Source organism: Bacillus sp. D386, from assembly GCF_006346415.1.
In genome coordinates this window covers 313,051-332,021 of record NZ_VEMV01000001.1, presented here as the reverse complement: position 1 = coordinate 332,021, position 18,971 = coordinate 313,051, and the positions used below count along the sequence as shown (strand labels likewise).

The window sequence follows — 18,971 nt, the reverse complement described above, 5'->3', positions numbered from 1 at the left end:
GGGGGAGGAGCTTTAGTTTGAAAAGGATCAATTTATTAGGGGCTACAGGGTCTATCGGTATGCAAACGATAGATATTGTACGCAATCATCCAGAGGAATTTAACTTAACAGCTGTTTCAGGCGGAAGAAATGTGGACGGAATTCGGAAAATCATTCAGGAATTCCAGCCCGAACTGATTTGTGTACAGCTAAAAGAAGATGCGGAAAGACTGAAGACGGAATATCCGGGCAGGAAAATTATATACGGACATGAAGGCTTAATAGAGGCAGCTACTTATGTAAACGGAGATATTGTAGTGAATGCCGTAATGGGAAGCATTGGTTTAATTCCTACCATGCAGGCGATGGAAGCTGGTAAACAAATTGCCCTTGCTAATAAGGAAACATTGGTGACAGCCGGACATTTAGTTATGGAGGCTGCCAAGAGGTTTCAAACGCCTATACTGCCGGTTGACAGTGAGCATTCTGCTATATTCCAGGCATTACAGGGTGAAAAGGCTAAAAATATTGAACGCTTGATTATCACAGCATCTGGAGGAAGCTTCAGAGACCGAACAAGAGATGAGTTAAAGAATGTTACAGTTAAAGATGCACTCAATCATCCAAATTGGTCTATGGGCGCAAAAATAACAATAGATTCTGCCACAATGATGAATAAGGGACTTGAAGTGATTGAAGCCCATTGGCTGTTTAATTTGCCATATGAACAGATTGATGTCCTATTGCACCAGGAAAGCATTATCCATTCTATGGTGGAATTTCACGATTCAAGTGTGATGGCGCAGCTGGGGACCCCAGATATGCGTGTGCCTATCCAATATGCTCTTTCATATCCGGATCGGTTACCGCTTTTCTCTTCAAAGAGACTTAATTTAGCAGAAGCGGCAACTTTACATTTTAAAAAGATGGACTTTGACCGCTATCCATGTTTACAATACGCTTATAATGCCGGAAGAATTGGCGGATCAATGCCGACTGTTTTAAATGCTGCCAATGAGGTGGCGGTCGAATTGTTCTTACAGGGCAAGATTCCATTCTTGGAAATTGAGGCACTGGTGGAAAAAGCTATGGAGCGTCATCAGCTAATCAAAAAACCTGAACTCGAGACTATTCAGGAAGTCGATCAGGAGACAAGAAGGTATATCGAGTCACTATATTAAAAGGGATGGTCGATTAAGTGGAAACAATATTAGCGTTTATACTTATTTTTGGAGGATTAGTGTTTTTTCATGAATTAGGCCACTTAATCTTTGCAAAAAGAGCAGGTATACTCTGTCGAGAGTTTGCCATCGGTTTTGGGCCGAAAATCTTTACAATAAAAAAGAATGAAACTGTCTATACCATTCGTTTACTTCCGCTTGGAGGCTTTGTACGGATGGCTGGTGAAGACGCAGAAACAGTTGAGTTGAAACCAGGCTATCGAATTGGGGTACTGTTTAACGAAAATCAGGAAATTAACAAAATCATTGTCACTAACAAGGATAAATATCCTGAAGCAAGAATTATTGAGGTGGAACAAGCAGATCTGGATCATCAGTTAATCATTCGTGGATATGAAGATGGAAATGATGAAGCTATGCAAACCTTTAAGGTTCATTCAAAAGCGGTAATGGTAGAAGATGGCCTTGAGCTTCAAATAGCACCATATGACCGCCAGTTTAATTCAAAAACATTACCGCAAAGAGCGATGGCAATCTTTGCCGGACCGATGATGAATTTTGTTTTAGCAGCTGTGTTATTCATGATTATTGGGATTGCCCAAGGTGTTGTGGTCGATGAGCCGAAGCTTGGCAAACTGACAGAAGATGGACCTGCTATTAGCTCTGGACTTAAGGCAGGAGACATCGTACACTCCATTAATGGTGAAAAAGTTGATTCATGGAGTGATATTCAATCAACTATTCAAAAGAATGCCAATAATGAACTGACTTTTGAGGTTGAACGTGATGGCCAAAATAAGGAGATAAATGTCACACCTAAATTAGTGGATGATTCAGCCGGCAAACGGGGAATCATAGGGGTCTATGCTCCGACGGAAAAATCCTTTATCAAAGCGATCGGTTATGGATTTACGGAAACGTATTTATGGACTAAACAAATTTTCATTGTACTTGGTGATTTAATCACAGGAGGATTCTCCATAGATGCATTATCAGGTCCTGTGGGTATATATGTTTCCACAGAAGAGGTGGCAAAATCAGGTATTTTTTACTTGATAAAATGGGCAGGGGTCTTAAGTATTAACCTTGGGATTATGAATCTCTTGCCGTTGCCCGCGTTGGATGGAGGAAGGCTGTTATTCTTTGCAATTGAAGCAATTAGAGGGAAACCGGTTGATAAGCAAAAGGAAGGTATGTTCCATTTTATTGGATTTGCCTTATTGATGCTATTAATGATCGTCGTCACCTGGAATGATATACAGCGATTTTTCTTTTAAAATAGTCAGTAGCGGGGGCTAAACACGTGTTAAGCTCCTGCTATACATAAAGTAAAGTGATTAGGATAGAAAGGTGAATAGATATGAGACAAAGTATGACGATGATTCCAACATTAAGAGAGGTGCCATCAGACGCTGAAGTAAAAAGTCATCAATTATTGCTTCGTGCCGGATTTATGCGCCAAAATGCAAGTGGAATATATAGTTATCTTCCACTTGGTTTAAAAGTAATCCAAAATGTTGAAAAAATTATTCGAGAAGAGATGGAGCGCGCAGGAGCGGTAGAATTACTAATGCCGACACTGCAGCAGGCAGAGCTATGGCAGGAATCCGGCAGATGGTATTCCTATGGTCCTGAGTTAATGAGAATGCATGACCGCCATAATCGTGAATTTGCAATGGGACCAACCCATGAAGAAGTTATTACAAGCTTACTTCGTGATGAGGTGAAATCATACAAACGTTTACCTCTAACTCTTTATCAAATTCAAACAAAATTCCGCGATGAAAAGCGTCCTCGTTTCGGCTTGCTTCGCGGCCGTGAATTTATTATGAAGGATGCGTATTCTTTCCATTCCAGCCAGGAAAGCCTGGATGAAGTGTATGATCGTATCTTTACAGCCTATTCCAATATTTTCAGCCGTTGTGGTCTTGATTTCAGAGCGGTTATAGCAGATTCTGGAGCTATGGGCGGAAAAGATACACATGAATTTATGGTGCTTTCTGAAATAGGTGAGGACACAATCGCTTATTCGGATACATCTGACTTTGCAGCTAATATTGAAATGGCACCTGTTGTTAACACGGCTGTAAAAACAGGTGAAGAGCTTAAAGAACTGACTAAAGTATCAACACCTGATCAAAAAACAATCGAAGAAGTATCAAGATATTTAAATACAACTAATGATAAGTGTATTAAATCACTTCTTTGGAAAGTGGACGATCAGTTTGTGCTTGTATTGATCAGAGGAGATCATGAATTAAATGATATTAAACTAAAAAATATCTTTAATGCTACAATCGTTGAACCTGCAAGTCCGGAGGAGACACAGGATATACTGAATTGCAGCGTTGGTTCTATTGGACCAATTGGAGTGGACCTAAACCGCGTGACAATTATTGCTGATTTCGCTGTTGAAGTTTTGGAAAATGCGGTTTGTGGAGCCAATGAAGAAGGGATACATTACATTAATGTAAATCCTGACCGTGATTTTACTAATGTGAAATATGAAGATCTTCGTTTTATACAGGCTGGTGATGCTTCTCCAGATGGAAAAGGCACCATTCAGTTTGCTAAAGGAATAGAAGTGGGTCATGTATTTAAGTTAGGAACACGATACAGTGAAGCAATGAACGGTACGTACTTGGATGAAAATGGTCGCAGTCAGCCGATGATTATGGGTTGCTATGGAATTGGAGTATCCAGAACCGTTGCGGCGATTGCTGAGCAATTTAATGATGAAAAAGGTTTAATGTGGCCTGCTAATATAGCTCCATATCAAGTGCATCTTATTCCAGTTAATATGAAGGATGAAAATCAACGGAATCTAGGTGAGAAATTATATGACGAGCTTATGCAAGCTGGATATGATGTATTAATGGATGACCGTAATGAACGTGCAGGTGTTAAATTTGCTGATTCTGATTTAATTGGACTACCTGTTCGAGTCACAGTTGGTAAAAAAGCTGCCGAAGGAATCGTAGAAGTTAAAGTGAGACGAACAGGGGAAAGTTTTGAAGTGCCTGTTACTGATCTTGCTGGTCGATTAAACGAAATCCTGTAAAATATTAAAGTACAAGCTCTCCCTTTTGCAATGGGGAGAGCTTGTTTTTACGTGCCGATTTTTTTTGATAAGTTGTTTTAAGGTTTGGATAATGCTTTTTACTCCCAACACCGGTCTTTAATAAGTATGGCTAAAGGTGTTTTCTGAATTGATAAAAGCATTAATCTTTGCAAGAAGGGATTTGAATAAAAAAGAGTTGTGTTATAATTACAAGACGGAAAAGGAGAATGACGTTTGGGAGAGATAGAAATGGAAGAGAATTCTCGTATTAAACAAGATAAATTCAGAACGTTGCTCCAGCAACTTCAGCTGACGGAAGATGCGGTTGTTGTGCATTTTTCCAATGCGGAAATCGATAAAGTAATCATTGAAAAAGTTGCCCGCAAATGGCATTTCTTTTTCAGATTTGAACATATAATTCCTTGCAGTATTTGGACCAGATTTACGACACAATTAATGCAGGTCTTTTCTCCAATAGCCACTGTCGGGTATTCGGTTGAGGTTAGGAATCCACTCATCACGAATGAATTGATTACGGATTATTGGAAAAACTGTATTAGCGAAATCGATGGAATTTCTCCGGCAATTCTGGAATTATTGCATGGACAAGCTCCAAAGGTTGAAGGGAATAAGCTGATTGTAACTGCTCGTAACGATGCAGAGGCTGGCCAGCTTAAACGGAAATATACCGGCTTAATTTCAGAAGTTTATCAGCGTTTTGGTTTTCCGCCATTGCAGCTCGATGCCATTGTAGATAAAGATGCATACAGTGAGGCAATGGAGACATTCAAAAAGCAAAAGCAAATAGAAGATGAAGAAAAAGCTCTGCAGGCAGTTCAGGATATGAAGAAGGCCGCAGAGGCTAAGGATGATGGCGGAATACCAGAAGGCCCACTAGTTATCGGGTACAAAATCAAGCCGGATGCTGACTTTAAGACACTTGATGAGATTGTTGAAGAAGAACGTCGTATTGCGGTTGAAGGGTATGTTTTTGATGCTGAAACAAGAGAGTTAAAGAGCGGACGCACCTTATTAACCTTTAAAATTACGGATTATACAAATAGCATTCTTGTTAAAATGTTCTCACGTGACAGAGAAGACGCAAGCCAATTGGCACGTGTGAAAAAAGGTATGTGGGTACGTGTACAGGGAAGTGTACAAAATGATACATTCGTCCGTGACTTAGTAATGATTGCAAATGATATTAATGAAATAGCAGGTAAAAATCGTAAGGATACAGCACCCGAAGATGAAAAGCGTGTTGAATTACATTTGCATACACCAATGAGCCAAATGGACGCTGTTACACCTGTCTCTACACTAGTGTCCCAGGCAGCTAAGTGGGGACATAAAGCGATTGCTATAACAGATCATGCGGTCGCACAGTCATTCCCTGAGGCTTACGCTGCCGGAAAGAAAAATAATATTAAAATCTTATATGGCGTAGAAGTAAATTTAGTGGATGATGGTGTGCCGATTGCTTACAATACGTCAGATTTAAATTTGGAAGAAAGCACATATGTTGTATTTGACGTGGAAACAACAGGACTTTCTGCCATATATGACACCATTATCGAGCTTGCGGCAGTTAAGATGAAAAATGGTGAGATTATTGATCGCTTTGAGTCTTTTGCCAATCCACATCATAAATTATCATCTACAACCATTAATTTAACAGGGATTACCGATGACCTTGTAGAGAATGCTCCTGAAGTCGATGAAGTTTTGACGAAGTTCAGGGATTGGTCTGAGGATGCAATTTTTGTTGCGCATAACGCGAGCTTTGATATGGGCTTCTTGAATATGGGTTATAAAAAGCTTGGGTTTGGTAAAGCCACCAACCCGGTCATAGATACATTGGAGCTGGCTCGTTTCCTCTATCCGGATTTGAAAAATCACCGCCTGAATAATTTGGCGAAAAAATTTGATGTTGAGCTTGTTCAGCATCACCGTGCGATTTATGATGCTGAAACAACCGGTCATTTGTTAATGAAAATGTTAAAGGATGCCAATGAAAAAGGCATTACGAATCATAATCAATTAAATGACAATATGGGAAAAGGAAAGGCATTCCAGAGAGCGCGTCCGTATCATTGCACATTACTCGCGCAAACACAGGAAGGTTTAAAGAATTTATTTAAGCTTGTTTCCATTGCTCATATTGATTATTTTTACCGTGTCCCAAGGATTCCAAGATCCGTCCTTATGCAATATCGAGAAGGGATTTTGGTTGGATCCGGCTGTGATCGCGGCGAAGTATTTGAAAATATGATGCAAAAATCATTTGAAGAGGCAGAGGATGTCGCTGAATTCTATGATTATCTTGAGGTGCATCCAAAAGAAGTTTACGCTCCTCTTATCGAAATGGAACTGGTTCAAAGCGATAAGGCTCTTGAATCTATAATCGCCAATATTGTAAAGCTGGGAGAGAAATTAAACAAACCAGTTGTGGCGACAGGCAATGTTCATTACCTGAATCCAAATGATAAAATCTATCGAAAAATATTAATCAATTCACAAGGGGGAGCAAACCCTCTAAATCGCCACAGCTTGCCTGATGTACATTTCCGTACAACAGATGAGATGATGAATTGCTTCTCGTTCCTTGGGCAAGAAAAAGCAAAAGAAATTGTTGTAACAAACACCAATAAAATTGCCGATTTAATTGATGAAATCAAACCGATTAAAGATGATTTATATACACCGAAAATCGAGGGTGCTGAAGAGGATATTCGGGAAATGAGTTATACAAGAGCACGGATGATCTACGGTGAAAATTTGCCAGAGATCGTGGAAGCTCGTCTTGAAAAAGAATTGAAGAGTATCATTGGTCATGGATTTGCGGTTATTTACTTAATTTCGCATAAGCTGGTTAAGAAATCACTTGATGATGGATACTTGGTTGGATCCCGTGGTTCCGTAGGTTCATCCTTTGTGGCAACGATGACTGAAATAACGGAAGTAAATCCATTGCCTCCCCATTATGTATGTCCGAAGTGCAAGAAGTCTGAATTCTTTAATGATGGATCGGTCGGGTCAGGTTTTGACCTCCCAGATAAGGATTGTCCGGACTGCGCTGTAAGCTATGTGAAAGATGGACATGATATTCCGTTTGAAACATTCCTTGGCTTCAAGGGAGACAAAGTTCCAGATATCGACTTAAACTTCTCAGGTGAATATCAGCCGCAGGCTCATAATTACACAAAAGTCCTGTTTGGTGAAGATTATGTATATCGAGCAGGAACGATTGGTACGGTAGCTGAAAAAACGGCATATGGATATGTTAGAGGATATGCCCAGGAAAATAATCTTCATTTCCGTTCAGCAGAAACAGATCGTTTAGTAAGTGGATGTACAGGTGTTAAGCGTACAACCGGGCAGCATCCGGGCGGAATTATTGTAGTTCCTGATTATATGGATATTTATGATTTCTCGCCTATCCAGTTCCCGGCTGATGCGAGTGACTCTGAATGGAAAACGACTCACTTCGACTTCCATTCCATCCATGATAATATTTTGAAGCTTGATATTCTGGGTCATGATGATCCAACTGTAATCCGGATGCTACAGGATTTAAGCGGAATAGATCCAAAAACGATTCCTACAGACGATCCTGAAGTCATGAAGATTTTCAGTACACCGGAAGTACTTGGTGTTACTGCAGAACAAATCAATTGCAAAACAGGTACACTGGGTGTACCGGAATTTGGTACTCGTTTTGTAAGGCAAATGCTTGAGGATACTAAGCCAACCACTTTTGCAGAGCTTGTTCAAATATCCGGGCTCTCACACGGTACAGATGTGTGGCTGGGCAATGCACAGGAATTGATTCAGGATAATATTTGTAATCTAAGCCAGGTAATTGGCTGTCGTGATGATATTATGGTGTATTTAATTTATCAGGGTCTTGATCCATCACTTGCCTTCAAAATTATGGAGTCTGTCCGTAAGGGGAAAGGGCTCTCCGAGGAAATGGAAGAAGAAATGCTGAAGAACAATGTACCAGGATGGTATATTGGCTCATGTAAAAAGATTAAATATATGTTCCCGAAAGCCCATGCGGCAGCATATGTATTAATGGCTGTCCGAATTGCTTATTTTAAAGTGCACCATGCACTCCTGTACTACGCAGCTTATTTCACGGTTCGTGCAGATGATTTTGACCTTGATGCGATGGTGAAAGGATCAGAAATGATTCGTTCCCGCATTGATGAAATCAATCAAAAAGGTCTCGAAGCCTCTACTAAAGAGAAAAACTTGATGACTGTTCTTGAAATAGCACTTGAAATGTGTGAGCGAGGATATAGCTTCCAAAAAGTTGATTTATATCGATCCAGTGCAAATGAATTTATTATTGACGGAAATACTTTAATTCCACCGTTCAATTCAATCCCAGGACTTGGAACGAATGCGGCTTTCAATATTGTGAAAGCTAGAGAAAACGGCGAATTTTTATCTAAAGAAGATTTGCAGCAAAGAGGCAAAGTTTCCAAAACTATATTAGAATACTTGGATAATCACGGTTGCTTGGGCGATATGCCTGATCAAAACCAACTTTCTTTATTCTGATACAGAATCGCTAATTTGCAAAAACCAACTCTTTATGTTATATTCAAGTAAGAATTACTGCTGATACGTATGTGCTAAAGAGTGGGGAAACCCACTCTTTCGTTTGTATTAGGATGATATTCAGTCGTTTACATAGACGTAAAGGAGTGAAAGCATGAGCAAGAAAGTCACTGAGATTGTCGAGGAAATGGCTGCCCCGATCCTCGAAGAATTAAACCTCGAGCTCGTTGAAGTAGAGTATGTAAAAGAGGGCAGAAACTGGTTCCTTAGAGTGTATATCGATAAGGAAAACGGTGTGGACATTGAAGAATGCGGTATTGTTTCTGAAAGGTTGAGCGAGAAGCTCGATGAAAAAGATCCAATTTCCAATAACTATTTCCTGGAGGTTTCTTCTCCAGGTGCTGAACGCCCATTAAAAAAAGATAGCGATTTTATGAAGGCAGTCGGTAAAAATGTACATATTAAAACATATGAACCGATTGATAATGAAAAAGAGTTTGAAGGTATCTTAAAAGATTTTGATGGTGACACCGTTATAATCGAAATTAAAATTAAAACACGTAAAAAGGAAATAACTATTCCTTATGATAAGATTGCCAAGGCAAGATTAGCGATTAGTTTTTCATAAGGGTTTAAGATTGTAAGGAGGGGATTAGTAAAATGAGTAATGAATTACTCGATGCACTGACCATTTTAGAAAAGGAAAAAGGAATTTCAAGGGATGTGCTCGTAGAGGCGATTGAAGCCGCTCTTGTATCAGCCTATAAGAGAAATTTTAATCAGGCTCAAAATGTCCGTGTGGATTTTAATTTGGTGAATGGATCCATGCGTGTATTTGCTCGTAAAGAAATTGTTGATGAAGTTTTTGATTCCCGCCTTGAGATCTCTTTGGAAGAAGCAAAAAGCATCAATCCAAACTATGAAGTAGAAGATGTTCTGGAGCTTGAAGTTACACCAAAAAACTTTGGTCGTATCGCAGCTCAAACAGCTAAGCAAGTTGTAACTCAACGTGTACGTGAAGCTGAAAGAGGCATTGTATACAATGAATTTATTGACCGTGAAGAAGACATTATGACTGGAATTGTCCAACGCCGTGATTCTAAATATATATATGTAGCTCTCGGTAAAACAGAAGCATTGCTTCCAGCCAATGAGCAGATGCCGAATGAATCCTATCAACCGCATGAACGTTATAAAGTATTTCTAACAAAAGTAGAAAAAACTTCAAAAGGGCCGCAAATTTTCGTTTCACGTACACATCCGGGCCTTTTAAAGAGATTATTTGAACTTGAGGTGCCTGAGATTTTTGACGGCACAGTTGAAATTAAATCTGTTGCCCGTGAAGCAGGAGACCGCTCAAAAATATCAGTTCATACTGATAATCATGAGGTGGATCCGGTAGGTGCTTGTGTAGGTCCTAAAGGCCAACGTGTTCAAGCGATTGTAAACGAACTAAAAGGCGAAAAAATTGATATCGTAAAATGGTCAGATGACCCTGTTGTTTTCGTAGCTAATGCTTTAAGTCCTTCAAAAGTACTTGAAGTCATTGTGAATGAAGAAGAGAAGGCAACAACAGTTATTGTACCTGACTATCAGCTTTCCCTGGCAATTGGTAAACGTGGGCAAAATGCTCGCCTTGCTGCAAAGCTTACTGGGTGGAAGATAGATATTAAGAGTGAAACAGATGCGCGTGAAGCGGGAATCTATCCTGTTAATCGCCTGACTGAAGAAAGTGATGAAGACGAGCTCGAATTTAAAGGCTTTACTTTCGGACTCGATGATGAAACAGAAGAATGATCCTATTGGTGAGGTGAAAATGGTGAACAACCGAAAGAAAGTACCGCTGAGAAAATGTATCGGCACCGGTGAAATGAAACCAAAAAAAGAAATGATCCGGATTGTTCGCTCCAAGGAAGGAGAGGTTTCAATAGATCCGACCGGCAAGAAATCAGGCCGCGGGGCCTATTTGAGCCTATCTGAGGAAGCCATTAACGCTGCCAAAAAGAAGAATAGCCTATCTAATCATCTGGAGGCAGATGTAGATTCTTCTATATACGAAGAACTTTTAAAGCTGGCTGCTAAGGAGAACAAATCACGACCATGATGCAAAAACAATGGATGTCCCTTTTGGGACTCGCATATCGAGCGAGAAAAGTTATTTCCGGGGAAGAATTGGTTATAAAAGAAATACGCTCTCGTCGAGCGAAAATAGTTTTATTATCAAAAGATGCTTCTTTAAATACGGAAAAGAAAATCACCGACAAATGTCATTTTTACAAAGTACCGATATGCCGAGTTGAAAACCGAACCGTGCTTGGTCAAGCAATAGGCAAGGATTCAAGAGTGGTAGTCGCTGTACTTGATGATGGATTTGCAAAGAAATTAATCTCCTTGCTCGATTAACTAATTCGGGGGTGAAGGAATGGGTAAAGTACGTGTATATGAATATGCGAAGAAGAACAATGTTTCTAGTAAAGTGGTAATTAATAAACTTAAAGATATGGGGATTGACGTCAATAATCATATGACGGCTCTAGAGGATCAGGCAGTAGAAAAATTAGAGAAACTGTTTAATCCTAAATCGGAAAAGATAAATACCGAGAAACCTCAAAATACTAACCAAACTAGAACTAGTCAAAATCAGAACCAGAACCAAAACCGAGGAAATATAAACGGGCAACAACAAAAACAGCAAACAAATAGTAACCAGCAAAGAGGTGGCCAGCAAGCTTCAAGGCAATCTCAAAGTTCCGCAAGACCTAATCCTGGTGTAACAGCAACTAGGAATAACCAGGGAACTAATCAAAATACAAAGAATAAACCGGCATCTAAGGGTAATGAAGGGAAAAAAAGCGTGCAAGATAATCAAAAAAGAGGTAACTTCAGAAATAATCGAAATAAAAAAAATAACCAACGTCATCAAAGTAAGTCAACTTATCAACCAACACCTAGAAAAGAAAGAGAATTACCGGAGAAAATCACATTCACCGAATCTCTGTCTGTGCAGGAGTTAAGTAAAAAGATTTATCGTGAACCAAGTGAAATTATTAAAAAACTATTTATGCTTGGAGTCATGGCAACGATTAATGCAGAATTAGATAAAGATGCAATTGAACTTATTTGTGCTGATTATGGCGTAGAAGTAGAAGAAATCATTAAAATTGATGTAACAGATCTTGAAGCTGTCATTGCGGATGATGAAAATCCAGATGAAAATACAGTGGAAAGACCGGCAGTAGTTACGATTATGGGTCACGTTGACCATGGTAAAACAACATTGCTGGATGCAATCAGAAATACAAAAGTTACTGAAGGCGAAGCAGGCGGAATTACGCAGCATATCGGTGCTTATCAAGTTGAGGTAGATGGTAAGAAAATCACGTTCCTTGATACACCGGGACATGCTGCCTTCACTACAATGCGTGCGCGTGGTGCTCAAGTAACGGATATTACAATTATCGTTGTAGCTGCTGACGATGGAGTAATGCCACAAACAGTTGAAGCGATTAACCATGCTAAAGCAGCAGAGGTTCCAATTATTGTGGCAGTTAACAAGATGGATAAAGAAGGAGCTAATCCTGATCGCGTAAAACAGGAATTGGTTGAAAATGGCCTGGTACCAGAAGAGTGGGGCGGGGATACTATTTTTGTACCAATGTCTGCGAAAAAAGGTGAAGGTATCGAGACATTGCTTGAAATGATTTTACTTGTAAGTGAAGTAAATGAATATAAGGCAAATCCTAAACGTAAAGCCATTGGTACGGTTATTGAAGCGGAATTGGATAAAGGACGTGGATCTGTCGCTACTTTACTTGTTCAAAATGGAACACTGCGTATAGGAGATCCAATTGTTGTTGGAGATACTTTTGGTAAAGTACGTGCGATGGTAAATGATTTAGGCCGCCGTGTTAAAGAAGCGGGTCCATCCACTCCGATTGAAATTACCGGATTAAACGAGGTGCCTCAGGCAGGCGATCGCTTCGTTGTATTTGAAGATGAAAAAACAGCACGCCAGGTTGGGGAAGCTCGTGCTCAAAGACATATCTTAGCTTCACGTAATGAAAGCTCCCGTGTAACACTTGAAAACTTGTTTGATCAATTAAAACAAGGGGAAGTAAAAGAAATTAATATCATTGTAAAAGGTGATGTTCAAGGTTCTGTTGAAGCGGTAGCTGCTTCCTTGCAAAAAATTGAGGTTGAAGGCGTAAAAGTTAAAATTATTCATGCGGGTGTTGGTGCAATTACTGAATCCGATATTATTTTAGCGACTGCCTCTAATGCAATTGTAATTGGTTTCAACGTGCGTCCGGATGTTAATGCTAAGCGTGCTGCTGAAGCTGAAAAAGTAGATGTACGTCTGCACAGAATTATCTATAAAGCAATCGAAGAAATCGAAGCAGCGATGAAAGGGATGCTTGATCCTGAGTATGAGGAGAAAGTAATCGGTCAGGCTGAAGTTCGTCAAACCATCAAAATTTCCAAAGTAGGAACAATTGCAGGAAGCTATGTAACAGATGGTAAGATTACACGTAACAGTGGAATCCGTCTAATCCGTGAAGGCATCGTAATCTTTGAAGGTGAACTGGATACACTTAAACGCTTCAAAGATGACGTGAAAGAAGTAGCTCAAGGCTACGAATGCGGAATAACGATCAAAAACTTTAATGATATTAAAGAAGGCGATGTTATCGAAGCATATGTAATGGAAGAAATTAAAAGAGCATGATTGCTGCGGCAGAATGTGAATGTTTGATTCCTAATGCTCAATCCTTAAAGGAAAAAAGAGCGGTTCTGCAGCGCGTTATGACGCGATTAAAACAAAAATTTAATGTTTCTGTCGCAGAGGTTGACTATCAGGACATGTGGCAACGCACGGTTATCGCAATCGTGGTTGTCTCGTCGTCCAGAACCAGTTCTGAAAGGGAATTGCAAAAAGCATTATCCTACCTCGATTCTTTTCCTGAATTGGAGAGTATTGCGACAAATATAGAATGGCTTTAAAAGAGGTGAAAAATATGAGCCTTAGAGCTACCCGTGTGGGAGAGCAAATGAAAAAAGAACTCAGTGATATACTTGGCAGAAAAATCAAAGATCCACGAGTTGGATTTGTGACTGTCACAGATGTTGAAGTTTCTGGAGACCTTCAGCAAGCCAAAGTCTATATATCGGTTCTCGGTGATGCCGAAAAAAGAGAAGATACACTTAAAGGTCTTGCTAAAGCTACTGGATTTATTCGTTCTGAGCTGGGCCAGCGTATTCGATTACGAAAAACTCCGGAAATTATTTTTGAATTTGATGAGTCGATTGACTATGGAAACAGAATTGAAAATCTATTGCATCAAATTCATCAGGAAAATAAAGAACCCAATGAATAAGGACTAGGATAGACGTTATGTCTATCCCCTTTTTATATAAAAAATTAGGAGAACAGGGTGATAGTGATGGAAGAGTTAAATGGAATCCTGATTCTCAATAAACCGGCAGGATTTACTTCTCATGACTGTATTATGAAAGTCAGAAAAATACTGAGGATGAAAAAAGTCGGACATACAGGAACGTTGGATCCGGATGTCACAGGTGTACTGCCTATATGTCTTGGAAAAGCAACCAGAGTTGCGGAGTACATAACGGATGCTGGTAAAGAATACATAGGTGAAGTGACTATTGGCTGGTCCACAACCACAGAAGATGCTTCGGGCGACATGGTGGATAAGAAGGTAATTGAGAAGCCGATAAAACGTACTAAGATTATCGAGATTTTGAACTCGCTCACAGGAACGATTGTTCAAACACCTCCAATCTACTCAGCTGTTAAAGTAAATGGAAAGCGCTTGTATGAGTACGCATTAAAGGGAGAAAAGGTAGACATCCCCTCGCGTAAGGTGAATATTTATGAAATTGAACTTTTGGACGATAGAGAACTATTTGAAGGTGAATCCATTTCGTTTTCTTTTCGTGTCTCATGTGGGAAAGGAACGTATATCAGAACGCTCTCCTGCATGATAGGTGACCAATTAGGTTATCCAGCCCATATGTCTAAGCTCATCAGGTCACGCTCAGCGGCTTTCACCCTTGAGGAGGCAATTACACTTGAACAGCTGGCTTTACATGCGGAGAAGGGCACTGTAAGCGACGTACTGAAGCCTATAGAAGAAGGTGTTCCCAATCTGCCGATTATTAAGGTTTCCAGTGAAATTGCAGAAAAAGTCCGTAATGGTGCTGTACTGACCTCTGACAACCTATCTGCTGAAAATACGGAGAGTCCTTTTGCTATTTTTAATGAACAAGAAGAACTAATGGCAATTTATCAGCATCATCCAGAGAAAAAAGGATTGTGTAAACCGGTTAAAGTTATTCCATTTATATAGTATGATATGGATGGAGATTGAAATTAGAGGGGAATAGAGATGAAAATAATCAATATTACACATCCCCATGACTATAAGCGGGGGGACTTTCCGCCAATAGCAGTAGCTCTTGGTTATTTTGATGGCGTTCATATTGGCCATCAAAAGGTTATTGAAACGGTAAAACAAATTGGTGAAGAAAAAGGGCTGGCAACAGCGGTGATGACATTTGATCCTCACCCATCTGTCATTTTGAATAAACATATAAAGCACGTGAGGCTTTTAACACCATTGCAGGATAAAATTGAATTAATGAAGAACATAGGGTTGGATTATCTTTTTATTGTCCAATTCACACCTGATTTTTCAAGTCTTTCACCACAAAAATTTGTGGATGATTATTTGATTTCATTGCATATTCAGCATGTGGTTGCCGGCTTTGATTATTCATATGGACAATACGGAAGAGGAACTATGGAAACTCTTCCGCACCATGCAAAGGGTATGTTTGATGTAACAACCGTGTCAAAGCAAGATATTGGAGAGGAAAAAATCAGTTCCACTCGTATTCGAGAGGAATTAATTAACGGCCATACTGAAACAATTAATCAATTATTAAGCAGGTATTTCACTGTTAAAGGATGTATTGTAGATGGAGAGAAACGCGGGAGGTTATTAGGGTTTCCTACTGCCAATATAGAAGTGGACCCCGATTATTATCTTCCTGGTACCGGAGTTTATTGCGTACGTATGAAAGTACGAGGTAATTGGTATAATGGTATATGTAATGTAGGCTATAAACCTACTTTTCATACGGAAAAAGAAGAGATTCCCACTATAGAAGTACATCTATTAGATTTTGAGGCTGATATCTATCAAGAGAGAGTTGTGGTAGAGTGGCATAAACGCATACGGAGTGAACAGAAATTCAGCTCTGTGGAACAATTGGTTACTCAGCTTGAAAAAGATAAACAATTCGCAATAGAATATTTTGGAGTGAATTAAGTACTTGCTTTTTTAACCGAGAAGTAGTATTCTTAATATCGTATGAAAAGAACCTTTCCTTGGCTAAGCGCATCACCAACGTTCGCTCAGGAATAGGGGATTTTGAAAATTTTAGGAGGTGAATTAGGATGGCATTAACGCAAGAGCGTAAAAATGAGATCATTAATGAGTACAAAACTCATGAGAGCGACACTGGTTCTCCAGAAGTTCAGATCGCTGTCCTTACTGAACAAATCAACACACTTAACGAACACTTACGCACTCACAAGAAAGATCACCACTCACGTCGCGGTCTTTTGAAAATGGTAGGTAAACGTCGTAACTTACTTACTTACCTGCGTAATAAAGACGTTACTCGTTATCGCGAATTAATCAACAAGCTTGGTTTACGTCGATAAACTACTCAGAAAAAGCGGGATTTTTCCCGCTTTTTTGTTATACATAGAGGAGAAAGAGGAAAGTTAAAGGGTAATGTCGCTTTTTAACTCGACAACTATGGAGTATACTAATATTAATTTGATTGAAATCCAACAGATCTTGTCAAAATGATGAGAAACAGGATAAATTTTGTAAGATTATTGTAAGTAGAGAGGAGCAATGAAGAAATGGAGCAAACAAAACGCACATTTTCTTTAGATTGGGCAGGACGTCCATTAACGGTTGAAATCGGCCAATTAGCAAAGCAAGCTAATGGTGCTGCTTTGATTCGCTATGGAGATTCAGCCGTATTAAGTACAGCTGTAGCTTCAAAGGAACCGAAGAATTTAGATTTCTTCCCATTAACTGTAAGCTATGAAGAAAAATTATACGCAGTAGGTAAAATCCCTGGAGGGTTCATTAAACGTGAGGGTAGACCAAGTGAAAAAGCGGTACTTACAAGTCGTCTAATCGACCGTCCAATTCGCCCGCTGTTCGCAGATGGGTTCCGTAATGATGTACAAGTAGTCAGTATGGTTCTTAGTGTAGATCAAAACTGCCCAACTGAAATGGCAGCTATGTTCGGATCCTCATTGGCACTTTGTGTTTCTGATATCCCGTTTGAAGGACCAATTGCCGGTGTTATTGTAGGTCGCGTTGATGGTAAGTTTGTCATTAACCCAACGATCGAACAACTTGAAAACAGTGATATTCATTTAACTGTTGCAGGAACAATGGATGCTATTAACATGGTTGAAGCAGGAGCACAGGAAGTGCCGGAAGAAACCATGCTGGAAGCTATCATGTTTGGACATGATGAAATCAAGAAACTGATTGCATTCCAAAATGAGATTGTGGCTGCAGTTGGTAAAGAAAAACGTGAAATAACTCTTTATGAGCTAGATGCAGAATTAATCGAGGAAGTTAAAGGTATGTGTTTAGAAGAAATGAACACTGCTGTGCAAGTTCAAGAAAAACATGCTCGTGAAGATGCAATCAAAGCAGTAAGAGAAAAAGTTGTTGCTGTCTTTGAAGAAAAAGAAGCTGATGAAGAAAAGCTTAAGCAAGTAAATGAAATCTTGAGTAAATTGGTGAAGGATGAAGTTCGCCGTTTAATTACGGAAGAGAAAATCCGCCCTGATGGAAGAAGTCCTGAAGAAATTCGTCCATTATCCTCTGAAGTTGGCTTATTGCCTCGTACTCATGGTTCCGGATTATTTACTCGTGGACAAACTCAAGCCCTTTCTATTGCTACACTGGGTGCATTAGGAGATGTTCAGATATTGGACGGGCTTGGCCTTGAAGAGTCTAAACGTTTCATGCATCATTATAATTTCCCGCATTTCAGCGTTGGTGAAACTGGACCTATCAGAGGACCAGGCAGACGTGAAATCGGACATGGTGCATTAGGTGAGAGAGCGCTTGAGCCGGTTATTCCAAATGAAAATGATTTTCCATATACTATTCGTCTTGTGTCAGAAGTACTTGAATCTAATGGCTCTACGTCTCAGGCAAGTATTTGTGCAAGCACATTGGCATTAATGGATGCGGGTGTTCCAATTAAAGCGCCGGTAGCAGGAATTGCAATGGGTCTTATTAAAAAGGGAGAACATTATACAGTTCTTTCCGATATTCAAGGAATGGAAGACCACTTGGGAGATATGGACTTTAAAGTAGCAGGTACAGCAAAAGGTGTAACTGCACTTCAAATGGACATAAAAATTGCAGGTCTGACTCGTGAAATCTTAGAGGAAGCATTAATGCAAGCTCAAAAGGGCCGGAATCATATTCTGAATCACCTTACAAGCACATTAGAGCAGCCAAGAAAAAATCTTTCTCAATATGCGCCTAAGATTTTAACGATGGCTATTAAACCTGACAAAATCAGAGACGTTATTGGACCAAGCGGAAAACAAATCAATAAAATTATTGAAGAAACCGGTGTAAAAATTGATATCGAGCAGGATGGTACAATCTACATCGCATCCACTGATCAGGAAATGAATGAAAAGGCTAAAACGATTATTGAAGATTTGGTACGCGAAGTTGAAGTTGGCCAAATTTATCTTGGTACGGTTAAACGTATTGAGAAATTTGGATGCTTCGTTGAAATCTTCAAAGGTAAAGATGGTCTTGTCCACATTTCTGAACTGGCAGAAGAACGTGTAGGAAAAGTCGAGGATGTAGTAAAAATTGGTGATGAGATCCTTGTTAAGGTAACTGAAATAGACAGACAAGGAAGAGTCAACCTTTCTCGTAAAGCAGTTCTAAAAGAACAAAAAGAAAAAGCAGAACAGAAATAAACATGACTTGGTCGGCTAGGAGACATTGGTTTCCTAGTCTTTTAATCATGTTCATATCTAATTATGGATTCTTGCGGTTCTAACCTGTCCTACCTGCTCATACATTTTG

General features: G+C 39.6%; 15 protein-coding genes. All 15 read left to right on the top strand.

Annotation, left to right across the window (positions count from 1 at the left end; all coding sequences use genetic code 11):
* Window positions 1-17 precede the first annotated feature (17 nt).
* Window positions 18-1,160, top strand: coding sequence for a 1-deoxy-D-xylulose-5-phosphate reductoisomerase (gene dxr, locus FHY45_RS01545; RefSeq protein WP_139891227.1), 1,143 nt, complete (start codon window positions 18-20; stop codon window positions 1,158-1,160).
* A gap of 17 nt (window positions 1,161-1,177) precedes the next feature.
* Complete coding sequence (gene rseP / locus FHY45_RS01540; protein ID WP_139891226.1) at window positions 1,178-2,437, top strand: RIP metalloprotease RseP; 1,260 nt, start codon at window positions 1,178-1,180, stop codon at window positions 2,435-2,437.
* 83 nt (window positions 2,438-2,520) lie between these two features.
* Window positions 2,521-4,221, top strand: a complete 1,701-nt coding sequence (locus tag FHY45_RS01535; RefSeq protein ID WP_139891225.1) for a proline--tRNA ligase — start codon at window positions 2,521-2,523, stop codon at window positions 4,219-4,221.
* A 249-nt stretch (window positions 4,222-4,470) separates the two neighbouring features.
* The gene (locus FHY45_RS01530) at window positions 4,471-8,790 is read left to right on the top strand and encodes a PolC-type DNA polymerase III (RefSeq protein ID WP_139891557.1); all 4,320 of its coding nucleotides are present in this window, start codon (window positions 4,471-4,473) and stop codon (window positions 8,788-8,790) included.
* Between the two features lie 154 nt (window positions 8,791-8,944).
* Complete coding sequence (gene rimP, locus FHY45_RS01525; protein ID WP_066100348.1) at window positions 8,945-9,418, top strand: ribosome maturation factor RimP; 474 nt, start codon at window positions 8,945-8,947, stop codon at window positions 9,416-9,418.
* Window positions 9,419-9,450: 32 nt separating this feature from the next.
* The gene (gene nusA, locus FHY45_RS01520; RefSeq protein WP_066100344.1) at window positions 9,451-10,587 is read left to right on the top strand and encodes a transcription termination factor NusA; all 1,137 of its coding nucleotides are present in this window, start codon (window positions 9,451-9,453) and stop codon (window positions 10,585-10,587) included.
* Window positions 10,571-10,894, top strand: coding sequence for an RNase P modulator RnpM (gene rnpM / locus FHY45_RS01515; protein ID WP_302621333.1), 324 nt, complete (start codon window positions 10,571-10,573; stop codon window positions 10,892-10,894). The genes nusA and rnpM overlap by 17 nt, the downstream gene beginning before the upstream one ends.
* Window positions 10,891-11,193, top strand: coding sequence for a YlxQ family RNA-binding protein (locus FHY45_RS01510; RefSeq protein ID WP_139891224.1), 303 nt, complete (start codon window positions 10,891-10,893; stop codon window positions 11,191-11,193). Before rnpM ends, FHY45_RS01510 begins: the two co-directional genes overlap by 4 nt.
* A 19-nt stretch (window positions 11,194-11,212) precedes the next feature.
* Window positions 11,213-13,516: a translation initiation factor IF-2 gene (gene infB, locus FHY45_RS01505; RefSeq protein ID WP_066100338.1), complete on the top strand. Its 2,304-nt coding sequence runs from the start codon at window positions 11,213-11,215 to the stop codon at window positions 13,514-13,516.
* Window positions 13,513-13,791: a DUF503 domain-containing protein gene (locus FHY45_RS01500; RefSeq protein WP_066100337.1), complete on the top strand. Its 279-nt coding sequence runs from the start codon at window positions 13,513-13,515 to the stop codon at window positions 13,789-13,791. Before infB ends, FHY45_RS01500 begins: the two co-directional genes overlap by 4 nt.
* A gap of 14 nt (window positions 13,792-13,805) precedes the next feature.
* Window positions 13,806-14,165: a 30S ribosome-binding factor RbfA gene (gene rbfA, locus FHY45_RS01495; RefSeq protein WP_066102267.1), complete on the top strand. Its 360-nt coding sequence runs from the start codon at window positions 13,806-13,808 to the stop codon at window positions 14,163-14,165.
* Between the two features lie 66 nt (window positions 14,166-14,231).
* Window positions 14,232-15,158 carry a tRNA pseudouridine(55) synthase TruB gene (gene truB / locus FHY45_RS01490; RefSeq protein ID WP_066102266.1) on the top strand — a complete coding sequence of 309 codons (927 nt, stop codon included), beginning with the start codon at window positions 14,232-14,234 and terminating at the stop codon, window positions 15,156-15,158.
* A gap of 39 nt (window positions 15,159-15,197) precedes the next feature.
* On the top strand, window positions 15,198-16,142 hold the full coding sequence (gene ribF / locus FHY45_RS01485; RefSeq protein WP_066100336.1) for a bifunctional riboflavin kinase/FAD synthetase: 945 nt from the start codon (window positions 15,198-15,200) through the stop codon (window positions 16,140-16,142).
* A gap of 128 nt (window positions 16,143-16,270) precedes the next feature.
* Window positions 16,271-16,540: a 30S ribosomal protein S15 gene (gene rpsO, locus FHY45_RS01480; protein WP_066100335.1), complete on the top strand. Its 270-nt coding sequence runs from the start codon at window positions 16,271-16,273 to the stop codon at window positions 16,538-16,540.
* 207 nt (window positions 16,541-16,747) lie between these two features.
* Window positions 16,748-18,862 (top strand): polyribonucleotide nucleotidyltransferase, encoded by a 2,115-nt coding sequence (gene pnp / locus FHY45_RS01475; RefSeq protein ID WP_066100333.1) that lies wholly within the window; start codon window positions 16,748-16,750, stop codon window positions 18,860-18,862.
* Window positions 18,863-18,971: the final 109 nt, after the last annotated feature.

Excerpts from the sequence above, each read along its gene's own strand:
- FHY45_RS01535 (WP_139891225.1), top strand. The coding sequence starts at position 2,521 with ATGAGACAAAGTATGACGATGATTCCAACATTAAGAGAGGTGCCATCA.
- FHY45_RS01530 (WP_139891557.1), top strand. The coding sequence starts at position 4,471 with ATGGAAGAGAATTCTCGTATTAAACAAGATAAATTCAGAACGTTGCTC.
- rimP (WP_066100348.1), top strand. The coding sequence starts at position 8,945 with ATGAGCAAGAAAGTCACTGAGATTGTCGAGGAAATGGCTGCCCCGATC.
- nusA (WP_066100344.1), top strand. The coding sequence starts at position 9,451 with ATGAGTAATGAATTACTCGATGCACTGACCATTTTAGAAAAGGAAAAA.
- rnpM (WP_302621333.1), top strand. The coding sequence starts at position 10,571 with ATGAAACAGAAGAATGATCCTATTGGTGAGGTGAAAATGGTGAACAAC.
- FHY45_RS01510 (WP_139891224.1), top strand. The coding sequence starts at position 10,891 with ATGATGCAAAAACAATGGATGTCCCTTTTGGGACTCGCATATCGAGCG.
- infB (WP_066100338.1), top strand. The coding sequence starts at position 11,213 with ATGGGTAAAGTACGTGTATATGAATATGCGAAGAAGAACAATGTTTCT.
- FHY45_RS01500 (WP_066100337.1), top strand. The coding sequence starts at position 13,513 with ATGATTGCTGCGGCAGAATGTGAATGTTTGATTCCTAATGCTCAATCC.
- rbfA (WP_066102267.1), top strand. The coding sequence starts at position 13,806 with ATGAGCCTTAGAGCTACCCGTGTGGGAGAGCAAATGAAAAAAGAACTC.
- truB (WP_066102266.1), top strand. The coding sequence starts at position 14,232 with ATGGAAGAGTTAAATGGAATCCTGATTCTCAATAAACCGGCAGGATTT.
- ribF (WP_066100336.1), top strand. The coding sequence starts at position 15,198 with ATGAAAATAATCAATATTACACATCCCCATGACTATAAGCGGGGGGAC.
- rpsO (WP_066100335.1), top strand. The coding sequence starts at position 16,271 with ATGGCATTAACGCAAGAGCGTAAAAATGAGATCATTAATGAGTACAAA.
- pnp (WP_066100333.1), top strand. The coding sequence starts at position 16,748 with ATGGAGCAAACAAAACGCACATTTTCTTTAGATTGGGCAGGACGTCCA.